The sequence below is a fragment of the Alkanindiges illinoisensis DSM 15370 genome (assembly GCF_000619845.1).
In the GTDB taxonomy this organism is placed as follows: domain Bacteria; phylum Pseudomonadota; class Gammaproteobacteria; order Pseudomonadales; family Moraxellaceae; genus Alkanindiges; species Alkanindiges illinoisensis.
On sequence record NZ_JHUX01000003.1, the window covers coordinates 1,298,140 to 1,312,326 of the forward strand.

13 protein-coding genes and 1 tRNA gene are annotated in these 14,187 nt (G+C 44.6%); 9 read left to right on the forward strand and 5 right to left on the reverse strand.

Annotated elements, in window-relative coordinates; translation table 11 throughout:
• Positions 1-74: 74 nt before the first annotated feature.
• Together Q337_RS0106540 and tgt are read right to left on the reverse strand one after the other, a co-directional pair.
• Positions 75-1,304, reverse strand: coding sequence for a GAF domain-containing sensor histidine kinase (locus tag Q337_RS0106540; protein ID WP_026470921.1), 1,230 nt, complete (start codon positions 1,302-1,304; stop codon positions 75-77).
• A gap of 249 nt (positions 1,305-1,553) precedes the next feature.
• On the reverse strand, positions 1,554-2,672 hold the full coding sequence (tgt, locus tag Q337_RS0106545) for a tRNA guanosine(34) transglycosylase Tgt (protein WP_026470922.1): 1,119 nt from the start codon (positions 2,670-2,672) through the stop codon (positions 1,554-1,556).
• Positions 2,673-2,882: 210 nt separating this feature from the next.
• Between tgt and Q337_RS0106550 the strand changes: the two genes are divergently transcribed.
• On the forward strand, positions 2,883-4,040 hold the full coding sequence (locus Q337_RS0106550) for a DUF389 domain-containing protein (protein ID WP_034279243.1): 1,158 nt from the start codon (positions 2,883-2,885) through the stop codon (positions 4,038-4,040).
• Between the two features lie 44 nt (positions 4,041-4,084).
• On the opposite strand, the gene queA is transcribed toward Q337_RS0106550, so the two are convergent.
• Complete coding sequence (queA, locus tag Q337_RS0106555; RefSeq protein ID WP_026470924.1) at positions 4,085-5,119, reverse strand: tRNA preQ1(34) S-adenosylmethionine ribosyltransferase-isomerase QueA; 1,035 nt, start codon at positions 5,117-5,119, stop codon at positions 4,085-4,087.
• A gap of 139 nt (positions 5,120-5,258) precedes the next feature.
• On the opposite strand from queA, the gene Q337_RS0106560 reads away from it, so the two are divergent.
• Positions 5,259-5,345: transfer RNA gene (locus Q337_RS0106560), tRNA-Leu, on the forward strand.
• Positions 5,346-6,064: 719 nt separating this feature from the next.
• Here the strand turns inward: Q337_RS0106560 and Q337_RS0106565 are convergent.
• Complete coding sequence (locus Q337_RS0106565) at positions 6,065-6,265, reverse strand: hypothetical protein (RefSeq protein WP_026470925.1); 201 nt, start codon at positions 6,263-6,265, stop codon at positions 6,065-6,067.
• Positions 6,266-6,465: 200 nt separating this feature from the next.
• On the reverse strand, positions 6,466-6,693 hold the full coding sequence (locus Q337_RS0106570; RefSeq protein ID WP_026470926.1) for a hypothetical protein: 228 nt from the start codon (positions 6,691-6,693) through the stop codon (positions 6,466-6,468).
• Between the two features lie 434 nt (positions 6,694-7,127).
• Here Q337_RS0106570 and Q337_RS16990 point away from each other — a divergent pair, with 434 nt between their 5' ends.
• The 7 genes from Q337_RS16990 to rlmH all read left to right on the forward strand — a co-directional run bounded on the left by Q337_RS16990 (position 7,128) and on the right by rlmH (position 13,949).
• The gene (locus tag Q337_RS16990; protein ID WP_051526622.1) at positions 7,128-8,057 is read left to right on the forward strand and encodes an ATP-binding protein; all 930 of its coding nucleotides are present in this window, start codon (positions 7,128-7,130) and stop codon (positions 8,055-8,057) included.
• A 2-nt stretch (positions 8,058-8,059) separates the two neighbouring features.
• Positions 8,060-8,731, forward strand: a complete 672-nt coding sequence (locus Q337_RS16995) for a hypothetical protein (RefSeq protein ID WP_051526623.1) — start codon at positions 8,060-8,062, stop codon at positions 8,729-8,731.
• Positions 8,728-9,345, forward strand: coding sequence for a DUF1367 family protein (locus Q337_RS0106585; RefSeq protein WP_026470927.1), 618 nt, complete (start codon positions 8,728-8,730; stop codon positions 9,343-9,345). The genes Q337_RS16995 and Q337_RS0106585 overlap by 4 nt, the downstream gene beginning before the upstream one ends.
• A gap of 271 nt (positions 9,346-9,616) precedes the next feature.
• Positions 9,617-9,790 carry a hypothetical protein gene (locus Q337_RS0106590; protein ID WP_211253592.1) on the forward strand — a complete coding sequence of 58 codons (174 nt, stop codon included), beginning with the start codon at positions 9,617-9,619 and terminating at the stop codon, positions 9,788-9,790.
• The gene (locus Q337_RS17000; RefSeq protein WP_051526624.1) at positions 9,787-10,464 is read left to right on the forward strand and encodes an ERF family protein; all 678 of its coding nucleotides are present in this window, start codon (positions 9,787-9,789) and stop codon (positions 10,462-10,464) included. The genes Q337_RS0106590 and Q337_RS17000 overlap by 4 nt, the downstream gene beginning before the upstream one ends.
• A gap of 307 nt (positions 10,465-10,771) precedes the next feature.
• Entirely contained in the window at positions 10,772-13,195 is a 2,424-nt protein-coding gene (lon, locus tag Q337_RS0106600) for an endopeptidase La (protein WP_026470929.1), read from the forward strand.
• Between the two features lie 274 nt (positions 13,196-13,469).
• Positions 13,470-13,949, forward strand: a complete 480-nt coding sequence (gene rlmH / locus Q337_RS0106610) for a 23S rRNA (pseudouridine(1915)-N(3))-methyltransferase RlmH (RefSeq protein WP_026470930.1) — start codon at positions 13,470-13,472, stop codon at positions 13,947-13,949.
• Positions 13,950-14,187: the final 238 nt, after the last annotated feature.

A 14,187-nucleotide genomic window follows, 5' to 3' on the forward strand; every position in this document is an offset into this window, starting at 1 on the left:
ATTTTTTTATGACAAAGGCTGACCAGTATATAGAAACTTGATATATAGCAATTTGAGCCCTACCGACTCGCTGATTAGCAAATCGGTGGTTTATATGGAATCATAATGGTAAAGGTAGTGCCTTCATTAGGCTTGGAATTAATTTCGATCCGGCCATTGTTCTTTTCCACAAACTGGCGACATAGCAGCAAGCCCAGTCCGGTTCCCTTTTCACCATCAGTTCCCTTGTTACTCTTGGGCTGCTGGCGCATAAAGAATTCTTGGATTTGTTCTTCCGGCATGCCGATGCCTGTGTCACGTACCGAGATATGAATTTCATCATCTACTTTTTGCGCTGACAAATACACATGGCCACCGCTACGGGTAAACTTGACTGCATTGGAGGTCAGATTTTGCAGTACTGATGTCATCATGTTCAGGTCAACATGCACAGTTAACCGGGGATCAGCATCATTATGAATGGCTACATTTTTTCGTTGCGCCATGGCACCCAGCACTTCAAATACAGTCTGGAATACCTGTTCAATTTGCACATCCTGCGGGCGGTAAATAATAGCCCCGCCTTCTGACATGGCCCACTGCAACAGGTTTTCCAGTAAGCGAAATGTCGCATGCGCCGTACTACGCAAATAACCGGCAATGTCCCGAATGCCTTTTTCATCGAGGTCTTCGATTTCAGTTTCCAGTACTTCGGAAAATCCTAAAATGCCATGAAAAGGCGCACGCAGGTCATGCGCAATAATTGAGAAAAACTTATCCTTGTTGGAATTAATTTCCTTAAGCCTTTCGTTGGAATCCTCAACCACACGGTGCGACTTACGCAGCTCCAGATGCGCCATGACCTGATGCGCCAGAATGCGTAACGCCTCAATCTGATTCGGTTCCAGCTTGCGTGGCTTGGAATCCAAAATACATAGTGTTCCCAGTATATGCCCATCGCTGGTTTTTAGCGGCGCACCCGCATAAAAACGGACGTTCAGGTCACCATTTAAAGTGGGATTATCGACAAAACGCTCATCAAGGTTGGTGTCTTCTACAATAAAAACTTCTGGCTGCAAGATGGCATGGCTGCAAATACTAAACTTGCGGTCTACTTCTGCGCCGCGCTCTACGCCATGTGCCGACTTGAACCAGCTTCGCTTGTCATCCAGCAAACTAATAATGGAAATAGGGACATTGCAAATACTGGCAGCCAGCTGAACCAGATCATTAAAGCACTCTTCATCCTCAGTATCCATAATCTGGTACTGATTCAAGGCATACAGGCGTTCAGGTTCGTTGCTTGGCAACTCAGCCTCGATCATATTGCAATTCCTCAAAATGGTTTATCTGGTGCTGCGTAGTGATTTACGTCTTGTTATACCTTCCTCTGATAAGACTAATATCTTAACATTTAATCAATAAAACTTCATAAAAAAAAAATAAGCCTACATTTTTAGAGTCTTTGATTTTAAAATGCAACATTATATGGCCCTTGTGTAAAAGGCCATATCATAGAAGCTATTTTAATATGCATGTGAAAAGCATTTTAGGATTTAAGTAACTGATTGTCCTTATTCGGCCATTTCCGGTACAGATAATCCGCGACGCTGATAAAAATCTGTGACAAATTCATCAAACGCATTGTTTTCAATAGATTCACGGATCATTTGCATGAGACGCTGGTAATAGCGCAAGTTATGAATTGTACCCAGCATCGCGCCCAGCATTTCTCCACATTTGTCCAGATGATACAAATAAGCGCGGGTAAAATTGCGGCAGGTATAGCAATCGCAGTGCGGATCCAGTGGTTTCATGTCATGCCGATACTGGCTGTTGCGAATACGCACAATGCCATCAGTAATAAAATAATGGCCATTACGGGCATTGCGGGTGGGCATCACACAGTCAAACATATCCACGCCACGGCGTACTGCTTCTACAATGTCCTCTGGCTTGCCCACGCCCATCAGGTAACGGGGTTTGTCTTCCGGTAATTTGGTTGGCAGGTAATCCAGAATCTTGATCATGTCCTCTTTTGGCTCGCCAACCGACAGGCCACCAATGGCATAGCCATCAAAGCCAATTTCAGTCAGCCCATCCAGTGATTGCTGACGCAGCTCCGGGTACATGCCACCCTGCACAATGCCAAACAGTGCATTCGGGTTACCTTCAAACGCATCCTTACAGCGCTTGGCCCAGCGTAGCGACATTTGCATGGAAGTTTGTGCTTCGCTATAAGTGGCTGGATAAGGCGTGCATTCGTCAAAAATCATCACAATATCGGAATTCAGCACTCGCTGGATTTCCATGGATTTTTCAGGAGACAGGAAGATTTTGGAGCCATCAATGGGTGAACGGAACGTTACGCCCTCTTCCTTGATTTTGCGCATGGCACCAAGACTAAATACCTGAAAACCACCTGAATCAGTCAGAATCGGTTTGTCCCACTTTACAAAATCATGCAGTCCGCCATGCTCCTTGATGACTTCAAGGCCGGGACGCAACCATAAATGAAAGGTGTTACCCAAAATAATATGAGCACCAATGTCTTCAATATCACGCGGCAACATGCCTTTTACAGTACCGTAAGTTCCCACGGGCATAAAAGCCGGAGTTTCCACCACGCCATGATTTAATGTTAAACGACCACGACGCGCACGCCCGGTTTGGGCAAGTTTTTCAAATTTCATGAATTAACCTAAATGAATCCAGCGAAGAAACAGTTCACCGATTTTTAAACGACTTTCAAAATCAGGCGTCTATTGTCGTTGATTATACAAAGAAGTGCTAGCACCTCTATTTTAGGATAGGCAATATTAATATGGTTTAGGCATTTAAAAATCAGTATGCCTTTATCAAACTAATAGTATTTTATTGCATATTCAGGTGAATTATTAAATATGTCCCAAAACGATGAAAAGATTGGCAATAAGAATGATGCTGATCCCACTATTATTATTTCTGATAATCCGGAGCAGGATAAATATGAAATATTAAAAGAGAAATTGCGCTATAAGCAGGCCAAACGTGAAAATAATAAAAAGGTAGATCACAAACAAGTACGGCTGAACATTCAGGCCAATGCCCTGCCCAGCAAAACTTTCTTTATTATGAATACGCTGGCAGGCATCATTGCAGGCTATGGCTTACTCGCCAACTCGCCAGCAGTAGTCATTGGTGCCATGCTGGTGGCAATGATGACCGGGCCAATTTCCGGTATTACCCTAGCTCTGATTGATAATCGCTTGATCCTGCTGGGTACATCCCTAAAAACCCTGTTTGGCGGAATTGGCCTGCTGGCAGCGGTAGGTATCTTGCTGGGTATTATTCACTATAACATGCCCATCAGTGCGGAAATACTGGCGCGTACCAGCCCAAATTTTATGGATTTAATGGTTGCACTGGCTGGCGGCGCTGCCGGGGCATTTGCATCAATTTCAACACGCTTGTCGGTTGCGGTTGTGGGAGTTGCGGTGGCTACTGCACTTGTGCCACCTTTGGTAGCGATGGGTATTTTGCTGGCTCATTATGAATGGAAACTGGCGCTGGGGGCGTTTATTCTGGTTTTTACCAATATGGTGGCCATCCAGTTTAGCTCATCATTGGTATTATGGATTGCAGGTTTTCGCCGGGTAACTGATGAAGAAGCTGATAAAAGTGCGCTGGCTTTTATCAAACGCAATTTCATTAGCCTGATCATGCTCGGGTTCTTGGCAATTTATCTCAGCTTAAATTTACTGGGCACGATTGAAAAGCAACATTATCAGGCATCTACGACCAAGCATCTTAAAGTTTTATTTTCCAAGCAGAACAACGTCATTGAGCAAGTACAATATATTCCCTATAACAATTTCATGCTCATCCGGGTCATGCTACAAGGCGATATTGCCCCCAGCAAGCAGGAAGTACTTGCAGCCCAAAAAAGCATTTCACCCGGTAAGGATGGCCTGCCCGTTAAGCTTCAAGTACGCTTTTCATCGGTAACCATTGTGCAGCCTGACTTGCTGGATAATTTATCACTCACTTCTACTGAGGCTGATTCACTGGCACAACAATAGCTGAGTTAGCGCTGTAGTAAAACCAGTGAATAGGATTGTAAAGCCTAGATTTTTTTATCAATCAACATCGCATCGCCATAGCTAAAGAAACGGTATTTTTCTTGAATGGCATGTGCATAGGCTTGAAGCATTGGCTCACGGCCAGCCAGCGCTGACACCAGCATCAACAACGTAGATTCTGGTAAATGAAAGTTAGTCAGCAAGCGATCAATCACCTTAAAATGATAGCCGGGATAAATAAAAATATCCGTTTCGCCAGACCATGCCTTGAGTTCACCATTATTGGCTTTGGCGGCACTTTCCAGCGCACGGGTTGCAGTAGTACCCACAGCAATAATTTTGCCGCTACTTGCTTTGGTTTTTTCAATCAGCTCAACAGTAGCCTGTGGTACTTCGCCCCATTCACTATGCATGATGTGCTCAGCAATATTGTCAGTTCGCACAGGCTGAAAGGTTCCTGCACCCACATGCAAAGTCACAAAAGCCTTGTGAATACCTTTTTGCTGCAGTGCTGCCAGCAACTCATCATCAAAATGCAGACTGGCTGTTGGGGCTGCTACACTGGCGGCTTTATCTGGATTATGAAATACAGTTTGATAGCGCTCGTCATCGGTTTCATCCGCTGCACGGTTAAAATAAGGCGGAATCGGTAAGGCACCAAACTGCTCTAGCGCTGGCAATACAGACTGGTTAAAGCGTAACTCATACAGGTTATTTTGCCGCCCTTCAACTTGCGCTTCCAACTGACCATCTGCCAGATACAAAGTTGCTCCAGCTTTGGGCGAATTACTGGCTTTGACATGCGCCAGTGCTGTATCCGTACCCGTAATGCGTTCTACCAGCACTTCAACTGCACCACCACTGGCTCGCTTGCCATGCAGGCGCGCTTTGATTACCCGTGTATCATTGAGCACCAGCAAATCACCTGCCTGCAATAACTCGGGCAGCTGAGCAATAGTGCAATCTTTGGTCTGACCCTGTGCGTTGAGATGTAACAGACGTGATGCACTACGTTTGGCCAAGGGATAACGGGCAATTAGCTCGTCCGGAAGGTCATAGGAAAAATCAGATAATTGCATGGACGCAGCATGACAGCCAAAAGAGCGGGAATTATAACGAATTGAAAAGTCAAAAACTAATCAAACAGCTTAAAAGCCAACCCGTTGTGCTTGACAATAATTTTGAGGCCGCTAAGATAGCAACCCATAACTACTCCTGCCCGGGGTGGTGAAATTGGTAGACGCGGTGGACTCAAAATCCACTGTCAGAGATGACGTGTCGGTTCGAGTCCGACCCCCGGGACCATAATTTTAGATAATAAAATCAATAAGTTGCTTCTTCAATTACTTAATCCAAATATCTCATTAGTGTAAATTAACCAGCTTTTGTAGCTTATTTTCTTTAAACTTATTTTTCTTTCATGACATAGAGTTAATAATAAATCTGTAAAGATGAATTTAATGAACAAATTTTACTCATAAAAAAAGCCCATCTTAACGATGAGCTTTTAGTTTTATGCTGTATTAATAGCCCATTCTTTTCTTACGATTAATTGTGATTTTGTCACCACTCTGACACACCCGGTGATTTGGATTAATCTGGTGTGTACGGTGATTCATTGAGCCTGTGTTTCTTGTAGTATTCGGATTAAAGCTGTAACTACCATGATTAGCAAACTGGGACATTTTCCATAGCACTTAAAAACTTTGTTAATGCTAGATTAGCAAGGTGCTATGTTACTGACAAAGCGAGTTGTGTATTGCTTATTTATCCAGCAAAATTTATTTACTGAAGCTGTCTTATTAAGTCATTAATTCTATTTGGTTCGCATTTTATCTACTGATATAAAACTTTACCTTTCAGGTTAAAAAAAAATTAAATTGTATAAACAATCAAAGTTCAAAACTAAATTTTTATAAAAAACTTTAAGAAAAATATTAAATGATGATTCTTCTACTGATTTAATAAATTAACCCGCTTTATAGTTTAAATCGTTTTGTTTAAATGCGCTGGATTTTTTCTTCCTACCGTGCAATTTCAGGGTCATTAGCTTGGTCTTGCTTTTCCTCGCCTAGCAACATATGCAAATCTGTTCCGTATTCATCAACAAACTGCTGCGCTGCATCAGCATAGGCATCGGGTTCAATGGTTTTGGTTAGCGTGGTTTTTTCCAGAGCTTGGCGGATTTCCTCAACTGTATGACTATCTGCCATATCATTGTTCATTATTGGCTATCCTCACTGTGATATCTGGACAAGGGATTAGTAGGATGTATTAGGCCTAATTTACAAGGTATTTCTACCTATACTATTTGCCATAATAACTTCCTGCCCCGCCACCCTTAATATCTGGAATATTTTAAGCGAGCAAGGCGGAGTTCTTTTGGACTAAAACTCGGATTAGGCTGTCACACCCCAGCATTAAATTAGTTGTCTGTATTGCCAATTTCCTTATGTTCCGGTTCGTTATCGGTATGCTGATCCGGTAACTTCACCTTTGCATCCTGATTTTCCAGATGCGCGTTTTGCAATTGCTGTTGACGCTCTCCTTCAGTTTGGGGTTGATTAGGCTGTGGATGCTCAGGCAAGTTATTATCAGCGGTATTGCTATCAACAAGATTGTTATCGACGCTGCCGCTATTACTGGTGCTCATTGTGAACCTCTATGATTTATAAAGTTAATTAATTGAATCGAATCAACATAACTTAAAAATCAGTCTTTCTGTGTTGCACAAACACTTCAAAGCACACGTTTTTTATAATGCTCGGTCACTTCATGTAAAAGACGTAACTTTTTATCAATTTCCAAGTATTTTAATGGACTATTTTTTGCACGCGTCACAAAATGACGTTCGTAAAGTATGTATTATAAATTTATAAATATAACTACTTGAATTATAATCTTATTTTTTAATTATAGATTCCCCTTGAACTACCTAAAATTCATTGAAATTGATGAAATAAACACCATTAATTAGGTTCATGGCGGCAAATATTTATTCTGGACTATGAAGAAATAAAACTGTTTTTTTACCAGAACGGTAGCCGTATTTGAAGTATTTAAGCCTGAGTCTGAGGAGTACCAGAAATGGCATTAAGAATCGTCACTGCTGCAGAACCAATGCGCGTGGACAACCTGATCGTGTTTATTTATGGCGATCCGGGTATTGGTAAAACCTCACTGGCCTTTAGTGCCAAAAACCCGATTTTGTTCGACTTTGACCGGGGTGCGCACCGTGCTGGCAAGTTCCGTAAAGATACCGTGCCCGTAAGTAACTGGTCTGATGTAGCCGCTATCAATGCAGAAGATCTAGAAGGTTATGATTCCATCATTATTGATACCGCTGGCCGGATGCTGGATGTGATTATTGCGGATTTGGTTAAAGACCAGAAGAACTGCCGCAAAAATAGCAAGGAGCTGTCTATTCAGGGCTATGGGGCACTAAACAAACGCTTTAGTAGCTGGCTTAACCTGATTCGCTCATTTGGCAAAGATGTAATTTTGCTGGCGCATGCGGCTGAGGACAAAAAAGGCGATGAGCTGATTATCCGCCCGGATATGGTTGGTGGTAGCAAGAAAGAAGCTTATAAGGTAGCCGACATGATGGGTTATATGACCACTGTGCAGGGTGAACAGGGTGCTGAAATTTCTCTGAACTTTTCACCATCCACTTCACATCATGCCAAGGATTCCGGTGCCATCGGCAATATGATTCTGCCCGGTCTGGATAAAAACCCGGCTGCACTGGCGGATATTATCCAGCAGGCCAAGGATCATATTAATAGCTTGAGTGAGTTTCAGGCTGCTGCCTTGCAGGAACTGGAAAGCTACCGCAATGAGTGCATGGCTGCAGAACATGCCGATGACTTGAATGACCTGCGCGAACAGTTAAAGCCTGAGCATTTGTATCTCAAGGAAATGCGGCAAGCGCTGGATCTGGCCTTTAAGGGTTTAAGCCATAAAGTGATCTTTGTGGAAGGCGAGTTTGTTGATGATATGCATGACGAGGTGGCCTAAGCATGTCTTCCCGCGCCTTGCACAACACGCCACTACGTTTGTCAGTAACCATGCTGGACACTTATGTGCATGGCATGGCCAATGAGGACATGAGTAGCGAGCAATTAGCGCATGAATTGTTTGCCCGCAAAAAGCCCAGTCAGGCCATGCGGGTGGGCACGTCATTTCACCGTTTTCTGGAAAAAGGTCAGCTAGAACCACAACTGCTGGCCAAACCGGACAAATATGGCTTTCACTTTATTTTGCCGGATGACCTCAGCGGCACCATTGAGCTGGGCGTTATGCGGGAGCAGATTTATGAATGGCCTGTATTTGACAACGTGGTGCTGGTAGGCAAGATTGATGCCGAAACACCTGCCAAGCTGATTGATCACAAGCTGACTGCCCGCTTCGACCATGAGCGCTATATGGACAGCCTGCAGTGGCGTGCTTATCTGGCCATGCGTGGCAAAACCCATTTTACCTATCAGGTGTTTGAGCATAGCGGCCTGCCCACCGAGCCGGATGCATTGGGACATTATCCGGTGTTTATCAAGGATTATCACCGTCTGGATCAGTATGCCTATGCCGGCATGCAGGATGAAATCAGGGATGTTGCCCGTGATCTGTCCGAGTTTGCGCGGGTCTGGATGGCTGAATTTCGAGATTCTGAAATAAGAGGAAAAGTGGCATGAGCGTAGATATGATGATGGTGTGCAATGGCCGCGCGCTGGTTCCAGCAACCGAGCACGACTATGCCATCATGCGACAAACCTACCGGATTGGTCAGGTGATCAAAACGGAAACCAAACGTCAGGCAGATCGCAGCCTGCAACACCATCGGCTGTATTTTGGTGGATTGATTGGACTGGTCAAGGACTATTGGGAACCCCAAACTGGGCTGGTACATCCGGCTGAAGTGAGGACGGCAGCATCGTTTTGCCATTATTTGCAAAGCAAAGGTATTGCATTATCGCCTGAGCAAAGTCAGGCGCTCCAGCAGGATTACCTGCAAAGGCTAACGCAAAAGCGTGCCGCCAAGCTGATTAATCCAATGCCGGCCAGCACGGCTGAGATTCATCGCTGGATCAAGATTGAATGCGGCTATTATGATGTGGTACGCCTGCCGGATGGCACGATTGAAAAAAAGGCCAAATCCATTAGTTTCGCCAAAATGACCCAGGCCGAGTTTAATGAGTTTTATAAGGCAGCATTTGGTGTGTGCTGGCGCTTTGTGCTTAGCCGCCACTTTGAATGTGAAAGCGATGCAGAAAATGCAATTAATCGCATGCTGGACATGGCAGCCTAGCTGTCCAGCGTGAGCCTTTTTCAAGTTTGCCTACTGCCCTGACCGCCGATAATTTGTTCAAATTAATTCAACAGCGTCTATTTTATACAATCCAACCCATGGCGACATCTTATGTCGCACACCCGCTGCAATCACTTGGATTCCTATGTTTTAATCCCATCTAAGCTGTAGATAGAGCACATCATCAAGGCTGAGATTTCAGGGTGGCGTGCATTTAAACATCACGTTTACAGGCATGTGATTACAGAGGTTAATCCAGATCACTATGAAAATGATGAATGTAAATACGCTGGCGTGGCTGGATGAGCTGACCAAACCTGTGCCAGAACATCAGCAGTCCCAGCGATTAAAGCGGGCACCCAATGCGCGCTGGCTCCAGCGTAAAAATGCCGAGCAGCGGGCCATATCCGATATTGGTTTTATGAGAATAAAGGTGAACAAATGAAAGTTTATCAAGCAATCAATGCAGTGCAGCGCGCGCTGTCAAAAGAAGGGATTTCCAAGGACAGAATGGCCAGCGGTTTTGGTGCGGGCTATGCATTCCGCGGTATTGATGATGTGTACAATACTTTAAGCCCGTTATTGTCTGAACATGGCCTGGTGATTATTCCCCGCTGTGTGGAGCGGCATGAATCCCAGCGCCAGAGTGGGCCAAAAACCCTGTACTTTGTGGTGGTCAAAATGGAATTTGACTTTGTTTGCGCCGAAGATGGCAGCAAACACACCGCCTGTACCTATGGCGAAGCGATGGATTCAGGCGACAAGGCCACCAACAAGGCCATGTCGATTGCCTATAAATATGCCTGTTTCCAGACCTTTGCCATTCCAACCGAAGGCGATAACGACCCGGATGCCACTATCCATGAGCCAGCACCAGCCAGAAAGCCTAGCCAGAAGCCGGTCAAGCAGAATATGCAAGGTAGTGATCTGAACAACAATGGTAGCAATGCCAAATCACTGCCCAGCATTCTGGCCGATATCCAGAAAGCAGCTGATGTGACTGCGCTTGCTGCTATCCGTGATTATGTGGCGGCACGGCAGTATAGCGAGGTTGATGTTGGCGAAATCAAGAATGCGCTGAAATCACGCCATGATAACCTGATGCACAAAAAGGTCTGATCCGGTCTTTTTTGTTGAGGGAAGTTCCTGTTTTAAGCGGCCTGAAGCCCTGGTTTTTAGGCCGCTTTGACAATAGTTTTGGTAGGCATTTTATTAACCAGTTCCAGCTACCGCCAAGCCGAAAAATTTGTAGTGTTGCGTAATTTAATTCTGACTAAAATCCTTGGTTTTACAGGGTATTAAAGAATTAATGAGCTAAAATATGAACACTACTACATGATTTTTCAGGAAAAGCACTTGTTTTTTTCTCAAAATGCATCACTAATGACATATGACAAAATCATTTGTCACTCAGTAGGAGTGCCCTATGTCCGAGACAACAATTCAAAATCCAACTCTTCCAGTGGAAGGTAGCCTGCCTTTACTGGCATTACGCGATGTGGTGGTTTATCCCCACATGCAGATTGCTTTATTTGTGGGTCGTCCAAAATCAATCAATGCCGTTGAAGTCGCCCGTGAAAATGACAATCTGGTATTTGTCGTTGCGCAAAAGGACTCACTGGCCGAAGAGATTGACAATGAAAACCTGTATCACTACGGAACAGTGTGCCGTATTGTTCAGGTCGTAAATCATGAAAATGATGACAACTGCATCAAGGTGCTCATTGAAGGCCTGTATCGTGCCCGTCTGGATACGATTGTTGAGCTAAATGACTATATGCGTGCAGAAACCACAGCTGAGCCTGTGCCTGTGGCATTAAGCCCTGAGCAGCAAAAACAGCAACGTGAAACCCTGCAAGCGTTATTTGGCCAGTATGCTGAAGCCAAGTTACGCAATGCGCGTGAACTGAGTGCAGCCAGCGATAAAATTGAGGATTTGCTGGAACTGGTTTATTTCATCGCCACCCGTGCGCCATTGGCGATTGATGTGAAACAGAAGTTTCTGGAAGAAGCCAATATCACTGCGCATGTTAAAGAACTGATGGAATATTTAACCCAGCAGTCTGAAGAACAGCAGATTGAGCAGAACCTGCACGAAAACGTGAAACGCCAGATGGAAAAAAATCAGCGTGAATACTTTCTGAATGAAAAAATGAAAGTGATTCAGCGTGAACTATCTGACATGAATGGCGGTGGTGATGATGACATTTCAGAAATTGAAAAACGTCTGGAAGAAGCCGACCTGCCAGAAGATGTACGCAAAAAGGCAGATGCAGAATTCCGCAAGCTGAAATCCATGCAGGCTGCATCCAGTGAAGCCGCAGTTGTGCGCAACTATCTTGACTGGATTTTGAACACGCCGTGGAAAAAAGCCAGCAAGGTGAGTATCAAACTGGATAAAGCCCAGCAGATTCTGGATTCCGATCACTATGGTCTGGAAGAAGTTAAGGAACGCATTATTGAGTTTCTGGCAGTACAGTCCCGGGTGAAACAGTTGAAAGGCCCGGTATTGTGTCTGGTTGGCCCTCCAGGTGTGGGTAAAACCAGTCTGGGTGAATCGATTGCCAAGGCAACAGGTCGTGAGTTTGTACGTATGGCTTTGGGTGGCGTGCGTGACGAAGCCGAGATTCGTGGTCATCGTCGTACCTATATTGGTGCGATGCCCGGCAAGATTGTGCAGCACTTGTCAAAAGTGGGTGTAAAAAATCCGCTGTTCCTGCTGGATGAAATTGACAAGATGGCACAGGATTACCGTGGTGATCCAGCGTCCGCCCTGCTGGAAGTGCTTGATCCATCACAAAACCACAAGTTCAATGATCACTATTTAGATATGGATCTGGACTTGTCTGAAGTGATGTTCATCTGTACTGCCAACAGCATGGATATTCCTGCACCGTTACTGGACCGTATGGAAGTCATCCGCCTGCCCGGCTATACCGAGGAAGAAAAGGTAAACATTGCAGAGCGCTACCTGATTCCAAAAGCCATTAAAGCCAATGGCTTGAAGGAAAAAGAGCTGACTGTAGAAGAAGACGCAGTCCGCGACCTGATTCGCCGTTATACCCGTGAAGCTGGTGTTCGTAACCTTGAGCGTGAAATCTCCAAGATTTGCCGCAAAGTGGTTAAGGAAGCTGTAACCAGTCGTTCAAAAAACATACACATTGATATCAATGTAAATAATTTGAACGAGTACTCTGGGGTATATAAGTTTGACTATGGTCAGGCTGAAGATGACGCCCAGATTGGCCGCGTAACTGGCCTGGCATGGACCTCAGTGGGTGGTGAGTTACTGACCATTGAAGCTGCTGCTGTAAAAGGCAAAGGTATTTATACTGCAACCGGTTCGCTGGGTGATGTGATGCAGGAATCTATCAAGGCAGCAATGACTGTGGTACGTACCCGTGGTGACCAGTTGGGTATTCCACATGAACGCTTCAGTGATACTGACGTGCATGTGCATATGCCTGAAGGTGCAACACCCAAGGATGGCCCTTCTGCAGGTCTGGCATTGACCACAGCTCTGGTGTCTGCCTTTACCGGTATTCCGATTCGTGCTGATGTGGCAATGACAGGTGAAGTAACCTTGCGTGGCCGTGCACTGCGGATTGGCGGGCTAAAAGAGAAACTGCTGGCAGCTCACCGTGGTGGAATCAAGCTGGTATTGATTCCGGAAGAAAATATTCGTGATTTGGCCGAAGTGCCGGATAACGTGAAAGAAGGTCTTGAAATCAGGGCCGTAAAAACGATTGATGACGTATTGCCAGCAGCTTTGGTACATATGCCAGAGCCACTTGCAAAAGCGCCTATTGTTTCAACAACAGTTGAAAGCGATAAAGCTGCACGTCATTAACAGTTTAGACTGAGTCTTAATGACGTATGGTTGATACCTAAGCTTCTCGCTTATCGGTCGCCCATCTGTGATCTCCAGGCAGATGGGCTTGGTTGGCAGTCCAACACCCCTTTTGGACTGCCTTTTTTTTACCTGCTGTTTTTGCTAATTTTTCCTGATTTTGATCAATATTAAAAATTGCTAAATTCTTTTGCTTAAACCAGATCATTTCTGTTAGAACTGGATCACTAGGGCTGTGCTACCATATCTTTTTATTGCTGTTATTTTTCTTATTATGAAAATCAGAATTTTAACCATTGGCCAGAAGATGCCAGACTGGGTGCAAACCGGCTTTGATGATTATTTCAAACGCATTCAACCATTTGTGCAAACCCAGATTATTGAACTGCCAATGGCCAAACGCGGCAAAAATGATTCTGATACTGATATCCAGAAGTACTGTATTCAGGAAGGCAGCAGTATTCTGCAAACACTTAAACCACAGGAGCAACTGATTGCCCTTGAGGTCAATGGCCGCCATTTAACTACCGAAAAACTGGCTAACACCATGCAACACTGGATGCAGGATGGTCAGGACATTGCACTGGCAATTGGCGGGCCGGATGGCTTGTCGGATGAAGTCCGGCAGAAGGCCAAGTGGCACTGGTCTTTATCTGATCTTACCCTGCCACACCCACTGGTACGTATTGTATTAATTGAACAACTTTATCGTGCCATGACGGTGATTCATAACCATCCCTACCATCGTGCTTGATAGATCAACTCTTGTGATAATAGTTAGTTAAAAGCTAAAGCCCGGTCATTAACTTTGAGCTTTTAAGACATTAATTTTCCCATCGTTGCAGCATTGATAACAATCTGTTGCATCCGCAAGTCTTTAAATCTGTAACTCTGCCCCGCATTATTATCTTCTGAACAGTATTTCTAAAGCTGGATTTCAAAACTGGATTTACTGTTTTATGTTTGGGTAAGGCTATTGAACGGTTTGCCTA

What these genes read in the sequence shown, in the direction of transcription:
- Q337_RS0106540 (WP_026470921.1), bottom strand. Translation starts at nt 1,304, where the DNA reads ATGATCGAGGCTGAGTTGCCAAGCAACGAACCTGAACGCCTGTATGCC.
- tgt (WP_026470922.1), bottom strand. Translation starts at nt 2,672, where the DNA reads ATGAAATTTGAAAAACTTGCCCAAACCGGGCGTGCGCGTCGTGGTCGT.
- Q337_RS0106550 (WP_034279243.1), top strand. Translation starts at nt 2,883, where the DNA reads ATGTCCCAAAACGATGAAAAGATTGGCAATAAGAATGATGCTGATCCC.
- queA (WP_026470924.1), bottom strand. Translation starts at nt 5,119, where the DNA reads ATGCAATTATCTGATTTTTCCTATGACCTTCCGGACGAGCTAATTGCC.
- Q337_RS0106565 (WP_026470925.1), bottom strand. Translation starts at nt 6,265, where the DNA reads ATGAACAATGATATGGCAGATAGTCATACAGTTGAGGAAATCCGCCAA.
- Q337_RS0106570 (WP_026470926.1), bottom strand. Translation starts at nt 6,693, where the DNA reads ATGAGCACCAGTAATAGCGGCAGCGTCGATAACAATCTTGTTGATAGC.
- Q337_RS16990 (WP_051526622.1), top strand. Translation starts at nt 7,128, where the DNA reads ATGGCATTAAGAATCGTCACTGCTGCAGAACCAATGCGCGTGGACAAC.
- Q337_RS16995 (WP_051526623.1), top strand. Translation starts at nt 8,060, where the DNA reads ATGTCTTCCCGCGCCTTGCACAACACGCCACTACGTTTGTCAGTAACC.
- Q337_RS0106585 (WP_026470927.1), top strand. Translation starts at nt 8,728, where the DNA reads ATGAGCGTAGATATGATGATGGTGTGCAATGGCCGCGCGCTGGTTCCA.
- Q337_RS0106590 (WP_211253592.1), top strand. Translation starts at nt 9,617, where the DNA reads ATGATGAATGTAAATACGCTGGCGTGGCTGGATGAGCTGACCAAACCT.
- Q337_RS17000 (WP_051526624.1), top strand. Translation starts at nt 9,787, where the DNA reads ATGAAAGTTTATCAAGCAATCAATGCAGTGCAGCGCGCGCTGTCAAAA.
- lon (WP_026470929.1), top strand. Translation starts at nt 10,772, where the DNA reads ATGTCCGAGACAACAATTCAAAATCCAACTCTTCCAGTGGAAGGTAGC.
- rlmH (WP_026470930.1), top strand. Translation starts at nt 13,470, where the DNA reads ATGAAAATCAGAATTTTAACCATTGGCCAGAAGATGCCAGACTGGGTG.